We start from the raw sequence: 23,979 nt of genomic DNA, 5'->3' as shown, positions 1-23,979 counted from the left end.
ACCGACCGCTCCCCCTCCCCCGTCCCCCGCCCCGCCCCGATCGGTCCCGTCCCGGTCAACCGGCCTCCCGGGTGCCGGCGTCCGCGCCGCTCTCCCCGCCTCCGCCGCCTCCGCCCGTGCCGTCCAGCGGCAGCCGCGGGGCGGGCGGGGCGGCCCGCAGGCCGAGCAGCCGCTCGACCAGCCGGAGGAACAGGGCGGAGTTGCGGATCAGGTCGTCGGCGTCACGGGCCGAGGCCGCGCCCCTGATGCCCGCCTCGGCGGCCGCCCTGCGGCGCGCGCCCGCGGCGAAGTACGGCGCCCACTCGGCGAGCTCGGGCGCCACCTCGGGCAGCACCTCCCAGGCGCTGCGGATCGCCCGTCGGCGGCGTTCGCTCTTCTCCGGGCGGCCGCGCACGGCGAGCACCGCCGCCACCGTGCGCAGCGCCGCGAGGTGCGCGGCGGCGTACCGCTCCAGCGGGTCCGGCAGGGAGCGGGCACGGTCGAGGGTGCGATGGGCCTCGGCCAGCAGGTCGAGTGCGGCCGGCGGGGCGGCGAGGCGGCGCAGCACCGGGTCGGCCCCGGTGTCGGCGGACGGACGGTGGGCGGAGGGGCGCGGCGCGGCCCCCGGTCGGTAGGCGGCGGAGTGGAGGCGGGCGGTGACGTGCTCAGGGTGACTGATGGTCATGGTCTCCCCCGTTCCGAGGCAGCGCGCGGACCGGGTGGTCCGTGCTCCTCCATCGTGAACGGCACCACTGACAATCCGGCCCGGTGGCGGTCCCGCCCACCGGTGGGCCGCCCGGCGACGGTCCGCCGCCCGCCCGGTGGCCGAAGCGCCGTCCCCCACGGACGGCGCTCCGGAGCTCCCGGTCCCCCGGAGATGCCGGTCCCCCCTGACCCGCTCCGCCGCCCCGTGCCGGCGGTGCGCGGTCTCCGACCGGCTCCGGGGCGGACACCCCCTCGACACGCTTCCGCCGGTCCCCCGTGACCGCCGGACGCCGATCGTCCGCCCCTCGGGCCGCAGGCGCCCGACGCGCCGCCGTCCCGGTGCCACCACTGTGACGTCCTCGCAGGTCGCGGGGCATCCGTGCAGGTACTCAATCGGGCGTCTGAGTATCCGTACTCAGACGCCCGGGGACGGGAACCGCGGGCCCCGGCGGCGGCGTCCCGGTACGGTACGGCGAGGGCCGGACCGAACACCGGACCGGATCGCGAGCAGGAAACGGACGGGGAGCCGATGACGATCGTCCCGCTGATCTTCACCAGCGGACTGGCGAGCGGGATCAACGCGTACGCGGTGGTCCTGCTGCTCGGCCTGCTCGGCCGGTTCGGCGGGGCCGACTCGGTGCCGCCGGCCCTGGAGCGCACCGACGTGCTGATCGCCGCCGCCGTGCTCTTCCTGCTGGAGGCGGTGGCCGACAAGATCCCGTACGTGGACACCGTCTGGGACGCCGTCCACACCGTGGTCCGCCCGATCGCCGGCGCCACCGTCGGCGCCCTGATCGCCGCCGCCACCACCGACCCGGGCTCGCTGGGCGAGGTCGCGGCGGGCGCGATGGGCGGCACGACGGCGCTGGTCAGCCATCTGGTGAAGGCCTCGCTGCGGATGGCGGTGAACACCTCGCCCGAGCCGGCCAGCAACATCGTGGTCTCCCTGGCCGAGGACATCTCGGTGGCCGGCCTGGTCACCCTGGCGATCTTCCACCCCTGGCTGGCCGCCTCGATCTCCGCCGTACTGCTGCTGGTCGGCATCCTGCTCGTGTGGTTCGCGATCAACCGGATCCGCGCCTTCCGCGCCCGCCGCCGCGAACGCCGCGCCGCCCGTGCGGCCGCCGGCCGACCGGTGGCGGAGGAGGCTCCGTACCGGATCTAGGATCGAGGCATGGCACGGATCGTCATCATCGGCGCAGGAATGAGCGGACTCGCGGCGGCCTCGCGGCTGGCGACCCTCGGGCACAAGGTGACGGTCTGCGAGGCGCGCGACACCTACGGCGGCATGGTCGGCCGCTACGAGCGGGACGGCTTCGCCTTCGACACCGGCCCCGGTCTGCTCACCCTCCCCGCCGTCTACCGCGACCTCGCGCTGAAGACCGGACGGGAGCCGCTGGAGGAACTGGTGCGGCTGCGCCCGGTCGATCCGGAGAGCCGGCACCTCTTCCCCGACGGCACGGCGGTGTCCCTCCCCAACGCCTCCCGGGGCGGGGTGGTCCAGGCACTGGACGAGGCCTTCGGCCCCGGAGCCGGGCAGCGCTGGGCCACCGTGCTCAACCACGGCCGCACGGTCTGGGAGGCCACCCGCCGCCCGCTGCTGGAGGAGCCGCTGCCGGCCGACCCGAGGCCGCTGTACGCCGACCCGTACCCGGTGCCGGACGCGGCCCCGGTCCGGCGCGGTCTGTTCGGCCGTCGGCGCGGCCGGCGCGACTGGACCCTCGCCGACGTCGCCGCGACCGAGCTCGGCGGCCACCCCGGGCTGACCGCCCTGCTGCACGAACACGCGCTGCGGTTCGGTCTCGACCCGCGCACCGCCCCGGCCGGGGCCACCGTGCTGCCGTACATGGAGCAGTCCTTCGGCGTCTGGTACGTCGAGGGCGGCCTGCGCGCGCTGGCCGACGCCTTCTTCCGCCGCTGCGAACAGCGCAAGGTGGAGTTCCGGTTCGGGACTCCGGTCGCCCGGGTGGTCGTCGAGGACGGCCGGGTGACCGGTGTGCAGACCAAGGGCGACCGGATCGACGCCGACCTGGTGGTCTCCTCGATCGACGCCCGGGTGCTGCACACCCAGTGGATGGGCCCGGCCGAGAGCTCGGACGACTGGCCCTCCTCGGCCGAGCGGCTGCACGGCGTCCCCGGCCGGGTCAGCGTGCTGCTGGCGCTGCGCGGCGAACGCCCGGAGGGCACCGCGCACCGCACGGTGGTGCACGCCGCCGACCCGGCCGCCGAGCTGGCGGGGGTGTTCGGCCCGGGGGTGCCGCCGGACTACCGGCCGACCGTCCAGGTGCTGCGGCCCGACGACCCCTCGCTGCACCCGGCGGGCCACGAGGCGGTGGTGCTGACCGCGACCACGCCCTCGCTCGACCTCGACTGGGGTGTTCCCGGCGTCCCGGAGGCCTTCGCCGACCGGATGCTCGACCAGGTCGACGCGGCCGGCCTGGGCCTGCGCGAGCGGATGCTCTGGCGGGTGGTCCGCACACCCGAGCACACCGAGCGGGAGACCGGCTCCTTCTTCGGCTCCGTCCCTCCCCCGGCGCTGGCGGGCCTCGGCGGCGGCCTCCTCCAGGCCCCGAACGAGGACCACCCGGGCCTCTACCTGACCGGCGGCGCCGCCCACCCCGGCGGCGGACTGGCCCGGGTCGGCATGTCCGCCTGCATCGTGGCCAACCTCATCGGCCCGGCCTGAGCCCCGCCGACCGTCGCGCAGCGACCGTCACGCACCGACCGAGCAGGCCCCCGAGCAGCTCCCGTCGGGACCGCGGGCTCAGCCCTGGTGCTGCTGCCAGGTGGGCTGCTGCTGGTAGCCGTACTGGTCGTACTGCGGCTGCTGCGGGATCCCGGTGGTGTGCTGCTGGTCGGGCTGCTGCTGGGCCTGCCACTGCTGCTGGTCGTAGCCGTACTGGCCGGCCTGCTGCGGGTCGTTCAGCGGGTCGTGCTGCTGCTCGTGCGGCTGGGGCTGCTGCTGGTAGGCCGCGTAGGAGTCCGGCTGCTGCTGGTAACCGCCGTACGGGTCCTGCTGCTGGTAGCCGCCGTAGCCCTGGTCGTAGCCGAACACCGGCTGCTGCTGGGCCTGCCACTGCTGCTGTTGCTGCTGGTCGTAGCCGTACTGGCCGGCCTGCTGCTGGAGCTGCTGCGCCGGGTCGTAGCCGCCCTGGTAGGCCTCCGCGTAGGCGTCCTGGTGGGACTGCTGGGGCACCGCCTGGGTGTTCCCGACCGCGTGGAGCACCTCGGTCTGCTGCTGCTCGTAGTAGCTGGCGGCGTACACCCCGTCGGTGGCAAGCTCCTGCATCTCGAAGGCGGCGGTCTGCTCGACCGGCGCCTCCTCCGGCGGCCGGGGCGCGCTGTCCGCGGCCGGCCGGGCCTCCTCGACGGCGCCGACCTCACCGACCCGCTCCGCCGCGACCACGGCCGCGGCGGCGACCGCGCCGCCGCCGGTGAGCGCGCCGAGCAGCGGCACCTTGGCGAGCGGTCCGGGCAGGCTCCCGTCCGCGCGGCGCAGCGACCAGCCGGCCGCGTACCCGCGCTTCACCGAGAGGGTCACGAAGGTCTGGCCCACCGCGAACATCGCGGCGCCGCCGCCGATCACCGGGACCGAGCCCATCGCCATGCCGCCGGCCACCGCCAGGAAGCCGACCAGGGCGAGACCGCGCCAGTGCAGCGGGGCCCGGTTCTGGAACAGCAGCTCGGCGACCAGCCAGAGCGCCACCACCGCCAGCGCGGCGTACAGCAGCAGGTACCCGATCCCCATCCCGCCCGCTACCTCCAGTCGCGTGCCCGCGCCCGCCGCGCGTGTGCGGCGACTGTACCCGTTCAACGGCCCGGGTACCGCATCGCGTTCCCACCCGTCGGGGCTACCGGGAAGGGTGCCCGCGGCGGTGCCCCGAGGGGTGGGAAGCGCGCAGCTCAGCGCTGGTGCAGACCGAGGTTCTGGTAGATCTCGAGGGTCGCGGTGGAGTGGTTCAGGGTGATGAAGTGCAGGCCGGGGGCGCCCTCGGCGAGCAGCCGCTCGGACATCGCGGTGGCGTGCTCCATCCCGACCTCGCGCAGCGCCGCCGGGTCGTCGATGACGGCGCGCAGCCCGGCCTCCAGCTCGGCCGGGAAGGGCGAGCCGCTCAGCTGGGGGAACCGCTCCAGCTGCCGGGCGTTGGTGACCGGCATGATCTCCGGGATGATCGGTGTCTCGCAGCCGGCGGCCGTCACCCGGTCGCGCAGCCGCAGGTAGTCGTCGACCTCGAAGAACATCTGGGTGATGGCGTAGTCGGCACCGGAGCGGATCTTCGCCACGAAGTGCCGGATGTCCTCGTCCCAGTCGGTCGACCGCGGGTGCATGTTGGGCGAGGCCGCCACGCCGACGCAGAAGTCGCCGATGCCCTTGATCAGCTCGACCAGCTCGTACGCGTAGGTGACGCCCTCCGGGTGGCTGACCCACTCGCCCATCGGGTCGCCGGGCGGGTCGCCGCGCACCGCGAGGACGTTGCGGACGCCCTGGTCGGCGTACTGGCCGATGATGTTGCGCAGTTCCGCGACCGAGTGGTCGACGGCGGTCAGGTGGGCGACCGGGGTGAGCGTGGTCTCGGTGGCGATCCGGCCGACCATGTTCACCGTGCGCTCCCGCGAGGAGCCACCGGCGCCGTACGTCATGCAGACGAAGTTGGGGTCGAGCGGTTCGAGCCGCCGGATGGCGTCCCAGAGCTTCTGCTCGCCCACCTCGGTGCGCGGCGGCATGAACTCGAAGGAGAAGGACCGCTTTCCGGCCGCCAGCAGGTCGCGGACGGTCTGTGCACGGTCCGGTCTGGTCGAAGCGATACCGAGTGCCATGGTGGCAGGTTAGCCGTCGGCCGAAGGGCGCGGACAACTCCGTCCCATGTTTTGAGACATCGGACGGACAAGGGGCGGACCCCGGGCCGACGGCACCGGTGGCGGGTCCGGCACCCCCGTGAACAGCGTTTCACCCGTCCGGCCGAAACCGGCCCGTACGGCTGTTCTCCTCCGCCCCGGATACCCTTGCTGCACCACCGCTACCTCCGGAGCCCCATCGTGACCTCGTCCAGCCCGCGGCCGGCCAACCCCATTGACATGGAGGACGTGCGCGAGCGCGTCAACGCCGCCCTCGTCGGCTTCATGGACGGCCAGTCGGCCCTGCTCAGCAAGGTCTCCCCGCAGCTGGACCCGGTCACCGACGCGCTGCGCGACTTCCTGCTGGACGGCGGGAAGCGGCTCCGCCCGGCCTTCTGCTACTGGGGCTGGCGCGGCGCGGGCGGCCCGGCGCGGGGCGAGGGAATCACCCGGGCGGCGGCGGCGCTGGAGCTGCTTCAGGCCAGCGCGCTGGTCCACGACGACCTCATGGACCGCAGCGACACCCGGCGCGGCCTGCCCTCCGTGCACCGCCGCTTCGAGGCGCTGCACCGCGCCCGGGGGTGGCGCGGCGACCGCGAGCAGTACGGTGCCTCGGCCGCGGTGCTGCTCGGTGACCTGCTGCTGATCTGGTGCGACGAGCTGTTCCTGAACTCCGGCCTGGAGCCGGAGGCGGTGCTGGCCGCCAAGCCGATGTTCGACCTGATGCGCACCGAGGTCATGGTCGGCCAGTACCTGGACGTGCTGGAGCCGGTCGCCGGGGACTCCGCCGACGGCGGCGCGCTGGAACGGGCGCAGACCGTCCTGCACTACAAGTCGGCCAAGTACACGATCGAGCGGCCGCTCCAGGTCGGCGCGATGCTCGCGGGCGCCGAGCCCCGGCTGGTGGAGGCCTACGGGGCGTTCGGCCTGCCGCTGGGCGAGGCGTTCCAGCTGCGGGACGACCTGCTCGGCGTGTTCGGCGACCCGGCGGTCACCGGCAAGCCGGCCGGCGACGACCTGCGCGAGGGCAAGCGGACGCTGCTGGTCGCGCACGCCATGCGGGGGCTGCCGGCCGACGAGGCGCGCCGGCTGGACGAGCGGCTGGGCGCACCCGACCTGACCCCCGCCGAGGTCGCCGGGCTGCGCGAGCTGGTGGCCCGCAGCGGGGCACCGGAGCGGGTGGAGCGGCGGATCGACGAGCTGATGGGCCAGTCGCTGGCGGCGCTGGAGGCGGCCCCGCTGGCGGACGGGCAGGCCCGGACGGCCCTGCTGGCGCTGGCCGAGGCCGCCACCGTCCGCAAGTACTGAGCCGGACGGCGGCGGCCCCGGAAAGCCTCGGGACCTCGGGGCGGGAGCCCGGGATCAGACGGCGCGCAGCCGCCGGGCGAACTCGGCGGCCGCCGCGCCCGGGTCCTCGGCCGCGGTGATGGCCCGCACGACCACCACCCGACGGGCCCCGGCGGCCAGCACCTCGTCCAGGTTGCCGAGGTCGATCCCGCCGATGGCGAACCACGGCCGCCCGGTGGACAGCTTCGCCGCGTACTCGACCAGACCCAGGCCCGGCGCGAAGCGGCCCGGCTTGGTCGGGGTCGGCCAGACCGGACCGGTGCAGAAGTAGTCGACGCCGGGCTCGACGGCCGCCGCGTCCACCTCGGACTCGGCGTGGCAGGAGCGTCCGATCAGCACGTCCTCGCCGAGGATCGCGCGGGCGGCGGGCACCGGCAGGTCGTCCTGCCCGAGGTGCAGCACGTCGGGACCGGCCGCGTGGGCGACATCGGCCCGGTCGTTGACCGCGAGCAGCTTGCCGTGCCGGCGGCAGGCGTCCGCGAAGACCTCGAGCGCGGCCAGCTCCTGCTTGGCCTCCAGGCCCTTGTCCCGGAGCTGGACGATGTCCACGCCGCCGGCCAGCGCGGCGTCCAGGAACCCGGCCAGGTCGCCCTGCTCGCGCCGGGCGTCGGTGCAGAGGTACAGCCGGGCGTCGGCGAGCCGGCCGCGCCGGTCGGTCACCACGCCATCGCCTGGGCCCGCCGCTTGACCTCGGTGGCCCGGTTCTCGCAGAGCGCCTGCATCGGGGTGCCGGGCAGCGAGGGGTCCTCGGTGAACATCCACACCAGGATCTCGTCGTCGCTGAAGCCGCTGTCGCGCAGCACCGTCAGCGTGCCGATCAGGTGCTTGACCGGGCCGGTCTCGTCGATGAACGCCGCCGGGACCTGCAGCGACTTGTTGGGGCCGCGGCGGACGGCGATCAGGTCACCCTTCTTGACCATGCTGCGGACCTCGGTGATCACCAGGCCCCACCGCTCGGAGATGTCGGGCAGGTAGAGCCACGCGGGGACCAGGGATTCAATCTTGGCTTCGATCTCACTCACCCCACCAGACTGCCACCTCCGTGGCCCCCCGCGCACCAATCGGCCTCCCCGGCGGCTACCCGGCGACGGCCGACTTCAGCGGAACGGCCGGGTCGGCCGCCCGGGCCGGGTCCAGGACGGCGCCGCGCTCGACCAGCCGGCGGCCCTGGGTCAGGTCGCGCGGCCGGTCCACCGCGAGCAGCGCCCGCAGCACGCCGTCGCGCAGCCACAGCACCGTCCAGCCGGCGTCGTCCGGCGAGCCGCGCCACAGCAGTTCGTCGTCCGCGCCGTGCCGCCCGGCGTACTGCACCATCCGTCCGAACTGCTCCGACCAGAAGTACTGCACCGGGTCGTACGGCGGGGCGTCCGTACCGAGCAGGGTGGCGGCGGCGGCCTCGCCGGACTGCAGCGCGTGGTCCCAGTGCTGGACGGTCAGCCGGGTGCCGGAGCGCGCCGAGGGGTAGCCGACGCAGTCGCCGGCCGCGAGCACGCCGGGCACGGTGGTGCGCAGCCGCTCGTCCACCAGGACGGCGCCGGCCGCGTCCAGCGCGACGCCGGTGCCGGCCAGCCAGCCGGTGGCCGGGCGGGCGCCGATGCCGACCACGACCTCGTCCGCGGGCAGCCGCGAGCCGTCGGCGAGCAGTACCGCGCCCGGTTCGACGGCGGCCACGCCGGTGCCGCAGCGCAGCACCGTCCCGGCCTCGGCGTACCAGCCGGCCATCGCCCGGCCGACCTCGGTGGGCAGGGCGCCGGGGACGGGCGCCGGCCCGGCCTCGACCACGGTCACCTCGCAGCCCGCCGCCCGGGCGGCGGTGGCCACCTCGGCACCGATCCAGCCCGCCCCGACCAGCACCAGGCGCAGGCCGGGACGGAGCAGGGCGCGCAGCGCCAGCGCGTCGTCCAGGGTGTGCAGCAGGTGGGCCCGCTCGGCTCCGGGCAGGACCCGCGGTTCGGAGCCGGTGGCGATCAGCAGCGCGTCGTACCGGACGTCCCCGGCGTCGGTGTGCAGGGTGCCGGCGGTGCCGGGTCCGCCGTCGGGGGTGAGTCCGGTGGCGCGGCGGCCGGTGAGGAGTTCGACCTCGAGCTGCCCGAAGTCGAGGTCGAGGGCGGTGCTGTCGGTCTTTCCGAGCAGGACGTCCTTGGAGAGCGGCGGCCGGTCGTAGGGAGCGTGCGGCTCCTCGCCGACCAGGGTGATCCAGCCCTGCCAGCCGTCCCGCCGCAGCACCGCGGCGCACTGCGCCCCGGCCAGGCCCGCGCCGACCACGACCACCCGATCCGTCCGTCCCGTACCGCTCAGCTCAGCCACGTCCGTCACTGTACTGAGCCCGGTCGTAGGCCCTCCGACCCAGGACCGCCTCCCGGTCCGGGCCCGTCACGGGCACCTTCAGCCCTCCGACCCCCCGGAGTTAAGGTGGGGGCACCATCACGGGAGCCCGGCGGACCGGGCTGAGAGGCGGGCTGGCACGGCCCGCGACCGTCCGAACCTGATCCGGGTCATACCGGCGAAGGGAGAGCAGCGACTTTGACACGCTTGGCATCGGGCGACCGCGCCGAGGTGCTGGTGGTCGGCGGCGGGATCATCGGGCTCGTGGTCGCCTGGCAGGCGGCCCGGCGGGGCCTCGGGGTCACCGTGCTCGACCCGGCCCCCGGCGGCGGCGCCGCCCGGGTCGCGGCCGGCATGCTCGCCCCGGTCACCGAACTCCAGTACGGCGAGGAGCCCCTGCTCCGCCTCGGCATGGCCTCCAACGAGCGCTGGGCGGCCTTCGCCGCCGAACTCACCGAGGCGAGCGGCGGCCTGGACACCGGCTACCGGCAGTGCGGCACCCTCGCCGTCGCGCTGGACTCCGACGACCGCGAGGAACTGCGCGAACTGCACGCCTTCCACCGGCGGCTCGGCCTGGACTCGCAGTGGCTCACCGGCCGCGAGGCCCGCCGGCTGGAGCCGATGCTCGCCCCCGGCGTGCGCGGCGGACTGCACGTCACGGACGACCACCAGGTGGACGGCCGCCGGCTGGCCGCCGCCCTGGTCCGGGCCTGCGAGCGGGCCGGCGTGGTGCTGCGCCGCGCCGAGGCCGCCGGGCTGCTGGTCGAGGGCGACCGGGCGACCGGCGTCCGGCTCACCGACGGCACGGCCCTCACCGCCGGGCGGACCGTGCTCGCGGCCGGCTCGCGCAGCCACCTGCTGGCCGGACTGCCCCCCGGCGTGCTGCCCGCGATCCGCCCGGTCAAGGGCCAGGTGCTGCGGCTGCGGGTACCGGCGGCCTACCGGCCGTTCCTGTCCCGCAACGTCCGCGCCGTCGTGCGCGGCGGCCACATCTACCTGGTGCCGCGCGCCGACGGAGAGCTGGTGATCGGCGCGACCACCGAGGAGCAGGGCCACGACACCACGGTCACCGCCGGCGGCGTCTACGAGCTGCTGCGCGACGCGCACGAGCTGGTGCCCGGCATCACCGAGCTGCCGCTGGTCGAGACCGGCGCCGGACTGCGGCCCGGCTCGCCGGACAACGCACCGCTGCTCGGCCCGACCGCCCTGCCCGGCCTGGTCGCCGCCACCGGCCACTACCGCAACGGCGTGCTGCTGACGCCCGTCACCGGCGACCTCCTCGCCGAGTACCTGGCCACCGGCGACCTGCCGGAACTCGCCCGCCCGTTCTCCCCCCACCGATTCACGAAGGTCCCGGCATGAGCCCCCGCACCAGCGACACCACCCCGAACGTCCGGCTGAGCGTCAACGGCGAGCAGCGCGAGGTCCCCGCCTCGACCACCCTGGCCGAGGTGGTCGCCACCCTCAGCGAGGCCCACTCCGGGGTCGCCGCCGCCCTCAACGAGACCGTGGTGCCGCGCACCCGGTGGCCGCTCACCGCACTGTCCGCGGGTGACCGGATCGAGATCCTCACCGCCGTCCAGGGAGGCTGACCGATGGCCGACGACCTTCTCACCATCGCCGGGACGTCCTTCTCCTCCCGGCTGATCATGGGCACCGGCGGCGCCCCCAGCCTGGAGGTCCTGGAGCAGGCCCTCCAGGTGTCCGGCACCCAGCTGACCACGGTGGCGATGCGCCGGGTCGACGCCACCACCCAGGGCTCGGTGCTCGACGTCCTGACCCGCAACGGCATCCGCGTGCTGCCCAACACCGCGGGCTGCTTCACCGCCGGCGAGGCCGTGCTGACCGCCCGGCTGGCCCGCGAGGCGCTCGGCACCGACTGGGTGAAGCTCGAGGTGATCGCCGACGAGCGGACCCTGCTGCCGGACCCGATCGAACTGCTGGACGCCGCCGAGACCCTGGTCGACGACGGCTTCACGGTGCTGCCGTACACCAACGACGACCCGGTGCTGGCCCGCAAGCTGGAGGACGTGGGCTGTGCGGCGATCATGCCGCTGGGCTCGCCGATCGGCTCCGGCCTGGGCATCCGCAACCCGCACAACTTCCAGCTGATCGTCGAGGACGCCGGGGTCCCGGTGATCCTGGACGCCGGCGCCGGCACCGCCTCGGACGTCGCGCTGGCGATGGAACTGGGCTGCGCCGCGGTGATGCTGGCCTCCGCGGTCACCCGGGCCCAGGACCCGGTGCTGATGGCCGACGCGATGCGGCACGCCGCCGAGGCCGGCCGGCTCGCGTACCGGGCCGGCCGGATCCCGCGCCGCTTCCACGCCGAGGCCTCCTCCGCGATGGCCGGCCGCGCCGACCTCGACACCCGCGAGCGCCCGGCGTTCTGACGGCGGTCCCGACGTCCGGCCGGTGTCACAAAGCGGGCACAGAGCGGCCCCCGGAGCGGTGTCTCCGGGGGCCCTCCGATCCCAACGGCCTAGACTCGCCGGGTGGACATGGCTTTGCGCGACCCCCTGATCGGTACCCTGCTCGACGGCCGGTACCGGGTCGAGCGACGGATCGCCGCCGGTGGGATGTCCACCGTCTACCGGAGCACCGACACCCGGCTCGACCGGGTCGTCGCGCTCAAGGTCATGCACGCCTCGCTGGCCGGGGACGCCGCGTTCACCGCCCGCTTCATCCGCGAGGCCAAGGCCGTCGCCCGGCTCGCCCACCCCAACGTGGTCAACGTCTTCGACCAGGGCGCGGACGGCGGCCATGTCTTCCTCGCCATGGAGTACGTGCCCGGCCGCACCCTGCGCGACCTGCTGAACGACCGCGGCGCGCTCTCCATCCGGGCCGCGCTGGACATCCTGGAGCCGGTGCTCGCCGCGCTCGGCGCCGCCCACCGGGCCGAGCTGGTGCACCGCGACGTCAAGCCCGAGAACGTCCTGATCACCGACGACGGGCTGGTCAAGGTCGCCGACTTCGGCCTGGTCCGGGTGCTGAACGCCGCCGACGGCGCGGCCTCCTCCAGCACCTCGACCACCGACACCGTGCTCGGCACCGTCTCCTACCTGGCGCCCGAACAGATCCGCCCCGGCGCCGAGACCGACCGGCGGGTGGACGTCTACGCGGCCGGCATCCTGCTGTACGAGATGCTCACCGGCTCCCGTCCGCACACCGGCGAGAACCCGGTCCAGGTGATGTACCGGCATCTGCACGAGGACGTCCCGCCGCCGTCCGCGACGGTGCCCGGGGTGGTGCCCGAACTGGACGCGATAGTGGCCGGGGCCTGCGCCCGTGACCGCGAGCTCCGCCCGTACGACGCGGTGGAACTGCTCGCCGCGCTCCAGCGGGTCCGCCGCGGGCTCACGCCGACCCAGCTGGACGCCGAGCCGCCCGCCTCCACCCGCCCCAGCCCCCGGTACCCGACCGGCGAGGCGACCTCGGTGCTCACGCCGGTGGCCCCGGCGGCCCCGGTCGAGCGCACCAGTGTGCTGGACGTGCCGCCGGACGTCATGGAGCAGCTGCTCACCGAGCCCCGTCCGTACGACGAGCCGCCGCCGGTCCGGACGCCCCGCGCCCGCCGGTCCGGGGCCGGACGCCGCTCCGGGTCCGCCCGACGGCGGCTGCCGCGCAAGCCGCTGATCTGGGCGGCCGTGCTGACCACCCTGGTGTTGCTGGTCGGCGGGGCGACGTACGCGATCTCGGGCGCGGTGTACGGCACGGTGCCGGGTGTGCTCGGCAAGGACCGGGCCGAGGCTGAGCGGATCCTGGACGCCGCCGGCATGCACGGGCGGATCACCGAGGTGTACAGCGAGACCGTCCCGGCCGGCCAGGTGGTCGCGGCCGCCCCCGGGGTCGGCACCCGGTCCCGGAAGAGCGACGTCGTGACGCTCACCGTCTCGCGCGGCCCGAAGCGGATCGCCGTGCCGGACCTGGTCGGCAAGCCCTCCGCGCAGGCCGCCTCGGCACTCGCCGGAACGCAGCTGGCGGCCGGCACGGTGACCTCGGTGTTCAGCGACACCGTGCCGGAGGGTTCGGTGATCAGCAGCTCGCCCGCCGCCGGGGAGCAGGTGGCGGAGAACACGCCGGTGGCGCTGGTGGTCAGCAAGGGCATGGTGGCGGTGCCGGACGTGACCGGGATGAGCAAGGAGGCCGCGGAGAAGGCGCTCCAGGCGGCCGGGTTCGCGATGCAGAGCAGCGGGGTCAACCTGTTCGGCACCGGCAAGGTGACCGGTCAGTCCCCGGCGGCCGGTGAGCGCAAGCCGCAGCGCACCGTGGTGACGGTCACCTTCCCGTTCTTCTAGGAACGGCCCGGCCGGCTTGCGGGAACGGCCCGTCCGGGCCGCGGCGCCCCCCGCGCACGCGCCCTACCGGAGCGGACCGTCGCCCGGCTCCTCCTGGTGGGAGTACCGCTGCTCCCGCCACGGGTCGGCCCGGTTGTGGTAGCCGCGCTCCTCCCAGAAGCCGCGCCGGTCGGCCCGCATGTACTCGACCGCCCGGACCCATTTGGGTCCCTTCCACGCGTACAGCCGGGGGACGACCAGTCGGACCGGGAAGCCGTGCTCGGCGGTGATCGTCTCGCCGTTGCGGTGGGTGGCGAGCAGGGTGTCGGGGGCGGCGAAGTCGGCCAGCCGCAGATTGGCGCTGTAGCCGTACTCGGCCCAGACCATGACGTGGGTGACGTCCCGGTCCGGCGGCACCAGGTCGAGCAGCAGCGCGGCGGCCACGCCGGTCCAGTCGCTGTCGAGCACCGAGAACCGGGTGACGCAGTGCAGGTCGGCCCGGACCGTGGTGCGGGGCAGGGCGTCGAAGGCCTCGAAGTCCCAGCTGTGCTTCTCGGCCGAGGCGGTCGCGCCGAACACCTGGAGGTCCCAGGTCAGCGGCTTGAACCGGGGTACCGGTCCGTAGTGCAGGGCGGGCCAGCCCCGCTGGACCCGCTGGCCCGGCGGGAGCCGGGGGTCAGACGGCGACGACGGTTCTTGCTCGGACTGACCCATGGATCCATGGTGACAGACGGCGGGCAGCGGGCCGCGCGCGCCCCTTTGCCACCTCGCACGCCCCGCTCGTACGGCTCAAGGCGCTGGCAAATCGGATATTCCGACACATGTCCTAGTGAGTGTGAACTTACTGGAATTTCTTCCCGCCCCGGTGCCAGGATGCCTGCAGCCGGAGGGTAACGGCCGTGTCCCGCACGCACAGCAGGAAGGCAACGCCATGAAGGGCGACACCGAGGTCATCGAGTTCCTCAACGAACAGCTCACCGCCGAGCTGACCGCGATCAACCAGTACTTCCTGCACGCCAAGATGCAGGAGAACTTCGGCTGGACGAAGCTCGCCAAGTACACCCGGCACGAGTCCTTCGACGAGATGAAGCACGCCGAGGTGCTCACCGACCGGATCCTCTTCCTGGACGGCCTGCCCAACTACCAGCGGCTGTTCCACGTCCGGATCGGCCAGACGGTCAAGGAGATGTTCGAGGCGGACCGGCAGGTCGAGGTCGAGGCGATCGACCGGCTGAAGCGCGGGATCGTGGTGATGCGCGCCAAGAACGACGTCACTTCGGCGAACATCTTCGAATCGATCCTGGAGGACGAGGAGCACCACATCGACTACCTCGACACCCAGCTCGAGCTGCTGGAGAAGCTCGGGGAGGCGCTCTACCTCGCGCAGCTGATCGAGCAGCCGGAGTCCTGACCGGGGCCGGAGCACCGGGCGGGACCGGGCGCCGCGGCCCGCGGGCCGGGGCTCAGGCCACGCGCAGCGTCACCACCGGCGCCGCCGCCGGTACCGGTGCCGGCTCGGGCTCCCCGGAGTCGGCGCCCGGGTCGGCCAGGCCGAGCTTGGCGGCCAGCCGGGCGGTCGGGCACGGCCGGGCACCGTGCTCGCCGAGCAGTGCCTGGATGCGCCGGACGCAGGATCCGCAGTCGGTGCCGGCCTTGCAGCCCTTGGCGATCCGGCGCGGGGTGTCGGCTCCCGCGTCGATCGCCCGCTTCACCTGGTCCTCGGTGACCGCATGGCACATGCACACGTACATCGCGGTCTCTCCCGGGGTGAAGCGAGTGGATCTTGACTAAGGCTTGCCTTAGTTCACTAAGCCTCACCTTACCCGCCGATCCGGGTACGCAAAAGCCTCTCCGGCCGGGGAAAACCCCAGGCCGGAGAGGCTTCGGTCACATCCGGGACGGTCTCAGACGGTGCCGCGGTACATCTCGGCGACCAGGAAGGCCAGGTCCAGCGACTGGCTGCGGTTGAGCCGCGGGTCGCAGGCCGTCTCGTAGCGCTGGTGCAGGTCGTCGACCAGCACCTCGTCGCCACCGCCGACGCACTCGGTGACGTCGTCGCCGGTCAGCTCCACGTGGATGCCGCCCGGGTGGGTGCCGAGCGCCCGGTGCACCTCGAAGAAGCCCTTGACCTCGTCGAGCACGTCGTCGAAGCGGCGGGTCTTGTGCCCGCTGGACGCCTCGAAGGTGTTGCCGTGCATCGGGTCGCAGATCCAGACCGGCTGCGCGCCCGAGGCGGTGACCTTCTCCACCAGGGTCGGCAGGGCGTCGCGGACCTTGCCCGCACCCATCCGGGTGATGAAGGTGAGCCGGCCGGGCTCGCGCTCCGGGTCCAGCTTCTCGATCAGGGTGAGCGCCTCGTCGACCGTGGTGGTCGGGCCGAGCTTCACACCGATCGGGTTGCGGATCTTCGAGGCGAACTCGATGTGCGCGTGGTCCAGCTGCCGGGTGCGCTCTCCGATCCACACCATGTGGCCGGAGACGTCGTACAGCTCGCCGGTGCGCGAGTCCACGCGGGTCAGCGCGGTCTCGTAGTCCAGGACCAGCGCCTCGTGGGACGAGAAGAACTCGACGGTCCGGAACTCCTCCGGCGCGACACCGCAGGCGTTCATGAACGCCAGCGCGTTGTCGATCTCGCGGGCCAGCTGCTCGTAGCGCTGACCGGCCGGCGAGTTGCGCACGAAGTCCTGGTTCCAGGCGTGCACCTGGCGCAGGTCCGCGTAGCCGCCGGTGGTGAAGGCACGCACCAGGTTGAGCGTCGCGGCGGACGCGTTGTACATCCGCTTCAGGCGCTCCGGGTCCGGGATCCGGGACTCGGGGGTGAACTCGAAGCCGTTCACCGAGTCGCCCCGGTAGACCGGCAGGGTCACGCCGTCGCGGGTCTCGGTCGACTTCGAGCGCGGCTTGGAGTACTGGCCGGCGATCCGGCCGACCTTCACCACCGGCACCGAGGCCGCGTAGGTGAGCACGGCCGCCATCTGCAGCAGGGTCTTGAGCTTGTTGCGGATGTGCTCCGCGGAGACGCCGTCGAAGGCCTCGGCGCAGTCGCCGCCCTGCAGCAGGAACGCCTCGCCCCGCGCCACGGCACCGAGTCGGGCGCGCAGCTGGTCGCACTCGCCGGCGAAGACGAGCGGCGGATACGAGGCGAGGTCCGCAAGGGTCTTGCGCAGAGCCTCTTGGTCCGGCCATTCGGGCTGCTGCGCCGCGGGCAGGGTTTGCCAGGTGTGGGGATTCGTCACGGTCACGCGGTCAAGGCTACGGGGTGCGGCAACCGAATTGTGACCACCGCCCGAGGGATGAGACACCTCTCGGACAATCGGGTGACGGGCCTCACGCCGCCCCGGGGATCCGCTAGGCTCGGTCCCGTGAACACGCCGCACACCCGATCCTGGTGGTGGGCCGACCCTTCGGGTGGCCCACAGTCAGCGCGTTCCTAGACGCACACGACGGCCGCCCCCCGGGGCGGCCGTCGGCGTTCCACCAGCCGGTCGGCAGCCTCCCGGAGCGGAAACCCCACCCCGCCGCAGAAGCCACCCCGGAAGGAACGCCGCCACCGTGACCAGTGCCGCCGACCTGCTCGCCCGCCTCACCGCCGCCGACGCACCGGCCTTCGCCCTGCTGCACCGCCGCACTCCCCGCACCGCGCCGGACACCGTCGAGATCCTGCTCGGCACCGTCGGCAGCCACGACCGGCTGGCGGACCTGCCGGTCCGCCACGGCGTCCCCGCCGACGGCCCGGTCCACGACCTGCTGGCCCTGGTCCCCTACCGGCAGATCCGCGAGCGCGGCTTCGAGGCGCACGACGACGGCACCCCGCTGCGGGCGCTCTCGGTCACCGAGCAGTACGCCCTGCCGCTGGCCGAGGTCACGGACGCGCTGCCGCAGCTGCCGGTCTCCCTGACCGACGGCGGCTTCGACATCGACGACGCCGAGTACGCCGAGATCGTCCGCCGGGTGATCGAGGACGAGATCGGCCGCGGCGAGGGCGCCAACTTCGTCGTCCGCCGCGACTTCACCGCGACCCTGGAGGACTTCTCGCCCGCGCTGGCCCTCACCCTGTTCCGGCGGCTGCTGGAGCAGGAGCGCGGCGCCTACTGGACCTTCCTGGTGCACACCGGCGACCGGGTGCTCGTCGGCGCCTCCCCCGAGGTGCACGTCCGGCAGAGCGGCGGGACGGTCGTGATGAACCCGATCTCCGGCACCTACCGCTACCCCGCCGCCGGCTCCGACCTGGACTCGCTGATCTCCTTCCTCCACGACCCCAAGGAGCTCGAGGAGCTGACCATGGTGGTCGACGAGGAGCTCAAGATGATGTGCACCGTCGGCGACCTCGGCGGCCAGGTGCTCGGCCCCCGGCTGAAGGAGATGTCCCACCTCGCGCACACCGAGTACGAGCTGCGCGGCCGCACCTCGCTGGACGTCCGCGAGGTGCTGAAGGAGACCATGTTCGCCGCCACCGTCACCGGCAGTCCGGTGCAGAACGCCACCCGGGTGATCAAGCGGTACGAGCGCGGCGGGCGCGGCTACTACTCCGGCGCGCTCGCCCTGATCGGCCGCTCGGCCAGCGGCGGCCAGCTGCTGGACTCCCCGATCTGCATCCGCACCGCCGACATCGACCCGGCCACCGGCCGGCTCGCGGTCCGGGTCGGCGCCACCCTGGTCCGGCACTCCGACCCTGACGGCGAGGTCGCCGAGACCCACGCCAAGGCCGCCGGGGTGCTCACCGCGATCGGCGCCCGCCCGGCCCCGGCCCGGACCCCCGGCCGCAACGGCCCGCGACTCGCCGACCACCACCGCGTCCAGGCCGCGCTGGACGCCCGCCGGGCCGGCCTCGCCCCGTTCTGGCTCCGGATGCAGCAGCCGGCCCGGATCACCGAGGAGCTGGAGACCCTCGTCGTCGACGGCGAGGACACCTTCACCGCGATGCTCGGCCACCTGCTGACCTCGCTCGGCCACCGGGTCACCGTGGCCCGGTTCGACGAACCGGGCCTGCGCGAGCGGGTCGCCGCGCACCCCGGCGCGCTGGTGCTCGGCCCCGGTCCGGGCGACCCGGCCGCCGCCGACGACCCCAAGATGGCCGTGCTGCGCCCGATCGTCACCGACGCGCTGGCCGCCGTCCGGGAGGGCCGGCGGACCGCCCCGCTGCTCGCCGTCTGCCTCAGCCACCAGCTGCTGTCCGGCGCGCTCGGGCTGCCGCTGGCCCGCAAGGCGGTGCCGTACCAGGGCGCGCAGGAGAGCGTGGACCTCTTCGGCGAGCAGCGGACGGTCGGCTTCTACAACACCTTCACGGCGCGCTGCACCGACGCCGACGCCGCCCGGCTGGCCGCCGCGGGCGTCGAGGTGGCCCGGGACCCGCTGACCGGGGACGTGCACGCGCTGCGCGGCCCAGGCTTCGCCGGACTGCAGTTCCACCCCGAGTCGGTCCTCACCAGGGACGGCGTGGAGATCGTCGCCGGGCTGCTGCGCGGGGCGGTGGCCGGCGTACCGCGCTGAGCCGCCGTCACCGGGCCGACGGCGTACCTGTCGGGCGGGGTGGGCCGGGCGGGGTGGTGCGGCCGCACACCCCGCCCGGGCGTCACACCGCGTCGTCCAGCCCCTGCTCGATCGCGTACCTGACCAGCTCGACCCGGTTGTGCAGCTGGAGCTTGCCCAGGGTGTTCTGGACGTGGTTCTGCACCGTGCGGTGGGACAGCACCAGCCGATCGGCGATCTGCTTGTACGACAGCCCCTTCGCGACCATCCGCAGCACCTCGGTCTCCCGGGCCGTCAGCTGCGGGACGACCGGCGCGGCCGGGGCGGGCGGCTCGGCCGCCAGCCGGCGGAACTCGCCGAGCACCAGCCCCGCCAGGCCGGGGGTGAACACCGCGTCGCCGACGGCGGTGCGGCGCACCGCGTCCAGCAGTTCCTCCCGCCCGGCCGACTTGACCAGGTAGCCGGTCGCACCCGACTTCACCGCCTCCAGGACGTCCGCGTGCTCGCCGCTCGCGGACAGCACCAGCACGCGTGCCGACGGGTCGTGCCCGACCACCTGGCGGCAGACCTCGGCACCGGACAGACCGGGCAGGTTGAGGTCGAGCACCACGACCTGCGGGGAGCAGGCGCGGGCCCGGCGGACGGCCTCCTCGCCGTCCCCGGCGGTGGCCACCACGTCGAGCCCGGCCTCGGCGAGGTCCCGGGAGACGGCGTCGCGCCACATCGGGTGGTCGTCCACCACCATCACCCGCACCGGGCGGTCGGCGGCCGCCTGCTGATCCGTCGACAGGTCGGTGGTCATGCGCGGAACCCTTTCGCGGGAGGTGTCACAGGAGGCCGGCCGGGGCGCCGGACGCGGTGCGCGGGACCCTGAGCTCCACCTCGACGCCCTCCCCGGGCGCCGAGTACAGCTCCGCGGTGCCGCCGAGGTCCAGCAGCCGGCCCCGGATCGACTGGGAGACGCCCAGCCGCCCGGCCCGCTCCGCCTCGCCGAGCCGCCCCGGCGCGAAGCCGGGACCGTCGTCGCGGATCGAGACCGTGACGGCCTCCGGCTCGTCCTCGACCAGGATCCAGGCCCGCGCCCCCGGCCCGGCGTGCCGGCGCACATTGTCCACCGCGGCGCCGACGGCGGCGGCCAGCTCACCGGCGGCCCGTCCGGGCAGCAGTACCGGGGTGCCGGGGGCCGAGACGGTCACCCGCTCGTCGGTGCACGGGGCGAGCAGGGCGCGGAGGTCCTGCGGCTCCTCGGGCGCGCGCTGCTCGGGCAGCGGTCCGCCGCTCATCAGCGCGCGCAGGGCGCGTTCCTGCTCGCCGGCCAGCCGCCCCAGCTCGGTGAGGCCGGCGCCGCCGGCCGGGGCCTCGCTGCCCCGGCGCTGGACGAGGGCGAGCACCTGCAGCACGCCGTCGTGGATGTCCCGGGAGAGCCGCTCCCGCTCCCGGGTGGCCGCCTCGACCTGGAGTGCCCGGGTGAGCGTCGCCTCGCTGGCCCGGGCCAGTTCGATCACGTAGCCGATCGCGCAGCCGGCCACCATCAGCAGCACGATGTTGTGGAGGTTGTCGCCGGTCGCGCCGCCGTGGCCGAGGATGTTGGCCACCCCGATCACCGAGCCGGCCGCCGCCGCCCAGCGCCAGCCGCCCCGGCCGGCGAAGCCGAGCACGGTGCCGGCCGCCCAGATGGTGGGCAGGGTCGGCGCGCCGTGGCTGATCCGGGAGGGCTCGTCGATCATGCCGCTCATCACGATGCCGGTGACGACGAGCGTGAGGTCGGTGGCGAGCACGTACCAGGTGCAGCGCTGCGGGCCGGAGAAGGCCCGGGTGGAGGCGAGCGTCCAGAGGGTCAGCGCGCCGAGGTAGATCCAGCCCGCGACGGGGTGCAGGAACTCCAGGTAGGAGTCGAAGTAGCGCAGCAGCGCGTACACCAGGGCGAGCACCCGGAACGAGGAGATCGCCCGCCAGAGCGGCAGTTCGACGGACATGCCGCCCGCCGCCACCGCCGCGCCGACCGCGCCCGGGCGCGCCGCTCCGGCTCCGCCGCCGTCCGTCATCCCCGTCGCCCTCCCCCGGCGCCGGACCGGCCCCGGCTCAGGCCGGCCCGGTCTCCTTCTGCTGCTCCTGCGCGGCCTTGTCCTGCTCGGCCTTCTCCAGCTTCTCCGCCTCGGCCTTCTCGGCCTTGGCGGCGGCCTGCTCGGCCTTCTGCACGGCCTTGCGCTCGGCGTCGGCCTTCTTCTTGTCGTCGGCCAGCTGCCGCTTGGCGGCGGTCGCGTAGATGTCCACGTACTCCTGGCCGGACAGCCGCATGATCTCGTACATCACCTCGTCCGTCACCGAACGGAGGATGAAGCGGTCGTTCTCCATGCCGTGGTAGCGGGAGAAGTCCAGCGGGCGGCCGATCCGGATGCCCGGGCGGGTGCCGAAGTTCGGGACCACCTGGCCGGGCGGCTGCACCTTCTCGGTGTCGATCATCGCGACCGGGATGACCGGCGCGCCGGTGGCCAGCGCGACCCGGGCCAGGCCGCCGACCTTGCCCCGGTAGAGCTTGCCGTCGGGCGAACGGGTGCCCTCCGGGTAGACGCCGAACAGCTCGCCCCGGTCCAGCACGGCGATCGCCGAACGGATCGCCGCCTCGCCGGCGCCGCGCACGCCCGAGCGGTCCACCGGGAGCTGGCCGACGCCCTTGAAGAAGGCGGCCGTCAGCCGGCCCTTGATGCCGGGCGTGGTGAAGTACTCCGCCTTGGCGATGAAGGTCACCCGGCGCTTGATCAGCGCGGGGAAGAAGAAGGAGTCCGAGAACGAGAGGTGGTTGCTCGCGATGATCGCGGCACCCTCGGTGGGGATGTTCTCCTCACCCTCGATCCACGGCCGGAAGAAGATCCGAAGCAGTGGCGCGACGATCATCTTCATCAGTCGGTAGAACAACCCGGGCCTCCTGTATTGCGGACCGGTCGATCCTAATGCCCTTCGGTGTCCGCCCGTGCCCCGCCCCGCCCCGACGGGGTGTCCCGGGGGCGGTGCGGCCCGCTGCCCGGCGGGGGTGTACGGGGCGGGCGGGCACGTGGGACGATGCGAATTCCGCAGCCTCCGGTGCCGGCCGGTCCCCGGACGCTCCCGCACGTCCAGCGCGTACCGCTCGTACCGGCGCCACCTCCGGCGCCACCGTCCAGCGTCCTCGCCCGCGAAGGAGCCCGCCATGCCGCTGCTGCCCGGCGCCGAACCGTACCGCCACCGGGGCGGGCCGGTGGGCGTCCTGCTCTGCCACGGGTTCACCGGCTCCCCGCAGTCGCTGCGGCCGTGGGCGGAGGACCTGGCCCGGGCCGGGCACACCGTCGCGCTGCCGGTGCTGCCGGGCCACGGCACCCGCTGGCAGGACATGCAGCTCACCCGCTGGGAGGACTGGTACGCGGAGGTCGAACGGGAGCTGCTCGCGCTGGCCGGGCAGTGCGAGCGGGTCTTCGTCGTCGGGCTCTCGATGGGCGGCGGGCTGGCGCTGCGGCTGGCCTCGGTGCACGGCCCGAAGATCGCCGGACTGGTGCTGGTCAACCCGTCGGTGCGGTCGGACAACCCCGCGAGTGTCATTCTGCCGGTGCTGCGCCACCTGGTGCCGAGCGTGCCCGGGGTCGCCAACGACATCGCCCGGCCCGGCGCGGACGAGCTGGCCTACGACCGCACCCCGCTGCACGCCGCCTGGTCGCTGGCCCGGCTGTGGAAGGACGTCCAGGCCCGGCTGCCCCGGGTGACCCAGCCGGTGCTGCTCTTCCGCAGCCCGCAGGACCACGTGGTCTCGGCGGCCAACTCCGAGCTGGTGCTGGCCCGGATATCCTCGACCGATGTGACGGAGCGGCTGTGCCAGCGCAGCTACCACGTCGCGACGCTGGACCACGACGCGGGGGAAATATTCGCGGCCGCCCAGGACTTCATCCGACGGTTGGCTCCCGCGCACGCGGCGGGCGTCATCCCGGTGAAATCCGACCACCACCAAGGCTGAAGGGCCGGAAGTGCACGAGAGCAGCACGGCGGGCGGCGAGGACGACGCGCCCCGCGAGGACGGTGCGACCACGGGCGGCGCGCGGCCGGGCGCCGGGCGGGCCGACGGCGAGCAGACGGGCCGGGGCCCGGCCGGGGGCGCGGCGGCCCCGGCCACGGGCGGCGAGGCGGCGACGGCCGGCGCGTCCGGGGCCGGTCCGGGGTCCGCGTCGGGTCCGGCTCCGGGCCCGGGCTCGGCTCCGGGCCCGGCCTCCGGCTCCGCCGAGGCCCCGGTGGCGGGCGAGGGCGGCGGGGCGGCCGAGCCGTCCCGGACGCGGCGCGCGCCCGAGCGCAGCCAGGCCGAGCAGGACGAGATCTTCGCCGCGCTGGTCGCCCAGTTCGACGACCCGGTGGACCTCAACAACCCCAACTGGCCCGAGGTCGAGAACCTCCGGGCGCGCGGCGAGCTCAAGGGCTTCAAGGACCCCTCCGGCGCCGACCGGCTCCCCGGCGACCCCGGTGACCTCTCCGACCTGGCGCCCCAGCCGCGCCCCCGCTCCGGCCGTCCGGTGATGCCGGCCGCCGGGGCCGCCGGGCCGCGCGACTTCGAGCTGTCCGAGGAGACCGACGAGGGTCACTTCGTCCCGCCGGAGCCGCCGCCGCTGCCCGAGGCCGACACCACCGCCAAGTTCGCCTGGCTGGCCGTGCTCGGCGGGCCGGCGCTGCTGCTCTTCGACGCGGTGGTCTGGCGCGAGGTCTCCGGCTGGCCGGCCTGGGTCGGGGTCGCCTCCTTCCTCGGCGGGTTCGCCACCCTGGTGGTCCGGATGAAGGACCGCGACGAGGACGAGCCCGAGGACCCGCACGGCGGCGCCGTCGTCTGACCCCTTCGACCCCTTCGCTGCCCGCGCCCCGGGCGGTCCCCGGGCGTCCGTCGCACGGCGCCGGGCCGGGCCGGGCCGGGCCGGGCCGGGCAACGACACGGTCGACGGCGGGTCCGGCACCGACACCCTGAACGGCCCCTCGGACACCGGCAGTTGCACCGCGGCGGCGGGTGACCCGGTCATCGGCCGCCCGTAGCGCG

At 74.5% G+C, this 23,979-nt stretch carries 23 protein-coding genes, 1 pseudogene and 1 riboswitch; of the genes and pseudogenes, 12 read left to right on the top strand and 12 right to left on the bottom strand.

Annotation, left to right across the window (positions count from 1 at the left end; translation table 11 throughout):
* Positions 1-55: 55 nt before the first annotated feature.
* On the bottom strand, positions 56-664 hold the full coding sequence (locus ACIPYS_RS02235) for an SAV_6107 family HEPN domain-containing protein (protein ID WP_400742027.1): 609 nt from the start codon (positions 662-664) through the stop codon (positions 56-58).
* 549 nt (positions 665-1,213) lie between these two features.
* Here ACIPYS_RS02235 and ACIPYS_RS02230 point away from each other — a divergent pair.
* Both ACIPYS_RS02230 and ACIPYS_RS02225 read left to right on the top strand, forming a co-directional pair.
* The gene (locus tag ACIPYS_RS02230; RefSeq protein ID WP_093862357.1) at positions 1,214-1,849 is read left to right on the top strand and encodes a DUF4126 domain-containing protein; all 636 of its coding nucleotides are present in this window, start codon (positions 1,214-1,216) and stop codon (positions 1,847-1,849) included.
* 9 nt (positions 1,850-1,858) lie between these two features.
* Positions 1,859-3,370: a phytoene desaturase family protein gene (locus tag ACIPYS_RS02225; RefSeq protein WP_400742023.1), complete on the top strand. Its 1,512-nt coding sequence runs from the start codon at positions 1,859-1,861 to the stop codon at positions 3,368-3,370.
* Positions 3,371-3,448: 78 nt separating this feature from the next.
* On the opposite strand, the gene ACIPYS_RS02220 is transcribed toward ACIPYS_RS02225, so the two are convergent.
* Together ACIPYS_RS02220 and metF are read right to left on the bottom strand one after the other, a co-directional pair.
* Entirely contained in the window at positions 3,449-4,432 is a 984-nt protein-coding gene (locus tag ACIPYS_RS02220; RefSeq protein ID WP_400742020.1) for a hypothetical protein, read from the bottom strand.
* A gap of 155 nt (positions 4,433-4,587) precedes the next feature.
* Positions 4,588-5,502, bottom strand: coding sequence for a methylenetetrahydrofolate reductase [NAD(P)H] (metF, locus tag ACIPYS_RS02215; RefSeq protein WP_093862354.1), 915 nt, complete (start codon positions 5,500-5,502; stop codon positions 4,588-4,590).
* A 219-nt stretch (positions 5,503-5,721) separates the two neighbouring features.
* Here metF and ACIPYS_RS02210 point away from each other — a divergent pair, with 219 nt between their 5' ends.
* A complete protein-coding gene (locus ACIPYS_RS02210; RefSeq protein WP_400742016.1) occupies positions 5,722-6,828 on the top strand; it encodes a polyprenyl synthetase family protein in 1,107 nt (368 codons plus the stop codon).
* A 54-nt stretch (positions 6,829-6,882) separates the two neighbouring features.
* On the opposite strand, the gene thiE is transcribed toward ACIPYS_RS02210, so the two are convergent.
* From thiE to ACIPYS_RS02195, 3 genes are read right to left on the bottom strand one after another with little or no spacing between them, the layout of a single operon-like run.
* Positions 6,883-7,527, bottom strand: coding sequence for a thiamine phosphate synthase (thiE, locus tag ACIPYS_RS02205; protein WP_400742013.1), 645 nt, complete (start codon positions 7,525-7,527; stop codon positions 6,883-6,885).
* Positions 7,524-7,889: an Rv2175c family DNA-binding protein gene (locus ACIPYS_RS02200; protein ID WP_093862352.1), complete on the bottom strand. Its 366-nt coding sequence runs from the start codon at positions 7,887-7,889 to the stop codon at positions 7,524-7,526. The genes thiE and ACIPYS_RS02200 overlap by 4 nt, the downstream gene beginning before the upstream one ends.
* 55 nt (positions 7,890-7,944) lie before the next feature.
* Positions 7,945-9,174, bottom strand: coding sequence for an NAD(P)/FAD-dependent oxidoreductase (locus tag ACIPYS_RS02195; protein WP_400742009.1), 1,230 nt, complete (start codon positions 9,172-9,174; stop codon positions 7,945-7,947).
* Between the two features lie 109 nt (positions 9,175-9,283).
* A riboswitch (TPP riboswitch) is annotated at positions 9,284-9,396 on the top strand.
* Between ACIPYS_RS02195 and thiO the strand changes: the two genes are divergently transcribed.
* The 4 genes from thiO (at position 9,391) to pknB (ending at position 13,490) form a co-directional block, all read left to right on the top strand.
* Positions 9,391-10,554, top strand: a complete 1,164-nt coding sequence (gene thiO, locus ACIPYS_RS02190; RefSeq protein WP_093862350.1) for a glycine oxidase ThiO — start codon at positions 9,391-9,393, stop codon at positions 10,552-10,554. Its footprint overlaps the riboswitch before it by 6 nt.
* On the top strand, positions 10,551-10,784 hold the full coding sequence (gene thiS / locus ACIPYS_RS02185; RefSeq protein WP_093862349.1) for a sulfur carrier protein ThiS: 234 nt from the start codon (positions 10,551-10,553) through the stop codon (positions 10,782-10,784). Before thiO ends, thiS begins: the two co-directional genes overlap by 4 nt.
* A gap of 3 nt (positions 10,785-10,787) precedes the next feature.
* Positions 10,788-11,585 carry a thiazole synthase gene (locus tag ACIPYS_RS02180; protein WP_400742004.1) on the top strand — a complete coding sequence of 266 codons (798 nt, stop codon included), beginning with the start codon at positions 10,788-10,790 and terminating at the stop codon, positions 11,583-11,585.
* A gap of 108 nt (positions 11,586-11,693) precedes the next feature.
* The gene (gene pknB, locus ACIPYS_RS02175; RefSeq protein WP_400742829.1) at positions 11,694-13,490 is read left to right on the top strand and encodes a Stk1 family PASTA domain-containing Ser/Thr kinase; all 1,797 of its coding nucleotides are present in this window, start codon (positions 11,694-11,696) and stop codon (positions 13,488-13,490) included.
* Between the two features lie 63 nt (positions 13,491-13,553).
* Here the strand turns inward: pknB and ACIPYS_RS02170 are convergent, their stop codons facing one another.
* Positions 13,554-14,183, bottom strand: coding sequence for a sulfite oxidase-like oxidoreductase (locus ACIPYS_RS02170; protein ID WP_400742002.1), 630 nt, complete (start codon positions 14,181-14,183; stop codon positions 13,554-13,556).
* Positions 14,184-14,400: 217 nt separating this feature from the next.
* Here ACIPYS_RS02170 and bfr point away from each other — a divergent pair, with 217 nt between their 5' ends.
* Complete coding sequence (gene bfr / locus ACIPYS_RS02165) at positions 14,401-14,880, top strand: bacterioferritin (RefSeq protein ID WP_030391478.1); 480 nt, start codon at positions 14,401-14,403, stop codon at positions 14,878-14,880.
* Between the two features lie 52 nt (positions 14,881-14,932).
* On the opposite strand, the gene ACIPYS_RS02160 is transcribed toward bfr, so the two are convergent.
* Positions 14,933-15,220: a bacterioferritin-associated ferredoxin gene (locus ACIPYS_RS02160; RefSeq protein WP_400741998.1), complete on the bottom strand. Its 288-nt coding sequence runs from the start codon at positions 15,218-15,220 to the stop codon at positions 14,933-14,935.
* Positions 15,221-15,373: 153 nt separating this feature from the next.
* Positions 15,374-16,711: a class II 3-deoxy-7-phosphoheptulonate synthase gene (locus ACIPYS_RS02155; RefSeq protein ID WP_030391480.1), complete on the bottom strand. Its 1,338-nt coding sequence runs from the start codon at positions 16,709-16,711 to the stop codon at positions 15,374-15,376.
* A 310-nt stretch (positions 16,712-17,021) separates the two neighbouring features.
* Here ACIPYS_RS02155 and ACIPYS_RS02150 point away from each other — a divergent pair, with 310 nt between their 5' ends.
* Complete coding sequence (locus ACIPYS_RS02150; protein WP_093862344.1) at positions 17,022-18,959, top strand: anthranilate synthase family protein; 1,938 nt, start codon at positions 17,022-17,024, stop codon at positions 18,957-18,959.
* 82 nt (positions 18,960-19,041) lie between these two features.
* Here ACIPYS_RS02150 and ACIPYS_RS02145 read toward each other — a convergent pair whose 3' ends face one another.
* Genes ACIPYS_RS02145 through ACIPYS_RS02135 form a run of 3 tightly spaced genes read right to left on the bottom strand, consistent with a single transcriptional unit; the run spans position 19,042 to position 21,839 of the window.
* Positions 19,042-19,740, bottom strand: a complete 699-nt coding sequence (locus ACIPYS_RS02145; RefSeq protein WP_400741994.1) for a response regulator — start codon at positions 19,738-19,740, stop codon at positions 19,042-19,044.
* A gap of 25 nt (positions 19,741-19,765) precedes the next feature.
* Positions 19,766-20,983 (bottom strand): MacS family sensor histidine kinase, encoded by a 1,218-nt coding sequence (gene macS, locus ACIPYS_RS02140; RefSeq protein ID WP_400741991.1) that lies wholly within the window; start codon positions 20,981-20,983, stop codon positions 19,766-19,768.
* Positions 20,984-21,020: 37 nt separating this feature from the next.
* A complete protein-coding gene (locus tag ACIPYS_RS02135; protein WP_093865174.1) occupies positions 21,021-21,839 on the bottom strand; it encodes a 1-acyl-sn-glycerol-3-phosphate acyltransferase in 819 nt (272 codons plus the stop codon).
* Between the two features lie 286 nt (positions 21,840-22,125).
* Between ACIPYS_RS02135 and ACIPYS_RS02130 the strand changes: the two genes are divergently transcribed.
* From ACIPYS_RS02130 to ACIPYS_RS02120, 3 genes and pseudogenes are all read left to right on the top strand, one after another.
* Positions 22,126-22,920, top strand: coding sequence for a carboxylesterase (locus ACIPYS_RS02130; protein WP_093862342.1), 795 nt, complete (start codon positions 22,126-22,128; stop codon positions 22,918-22,920).
* Between the two features lie 10 nt (positions 22,921-22,930).
* Positions 22,931-23,779: a hypothetical protein gene (locus tag ACIPYS_RS02125; RefSeq protein ID WP_231977814.1), complete on the top strand. Its 849-nt coding sequence runs from the start codon at positions 22,931-22,933 to the stop codon at positions 23,777-23,779.
* Positions 23,780-23,858: 79 nt separating this feature from the next.
* Positions 23,859-23,975: pseudogene (locus ACIPYS_RS02120) on the top strand (hypothetical protein); the annotation flags it as partial.
* Positions 23,976-23,979 lie beyond the last annotated feature (4 nt).

The organism is Kitasatospora sp. NPDC089913 (assembly GCF_044748625.1).
GTDB lineage: Bacteria > Actinomycetota > Actinomycetes > Streptomycetales > Streptomycetaceae > Kitasatospora.
Note: the sequence above shows the minus strand (reverse complement) of the source record. Positions and strands in the feature narration are given on the sequence as shown.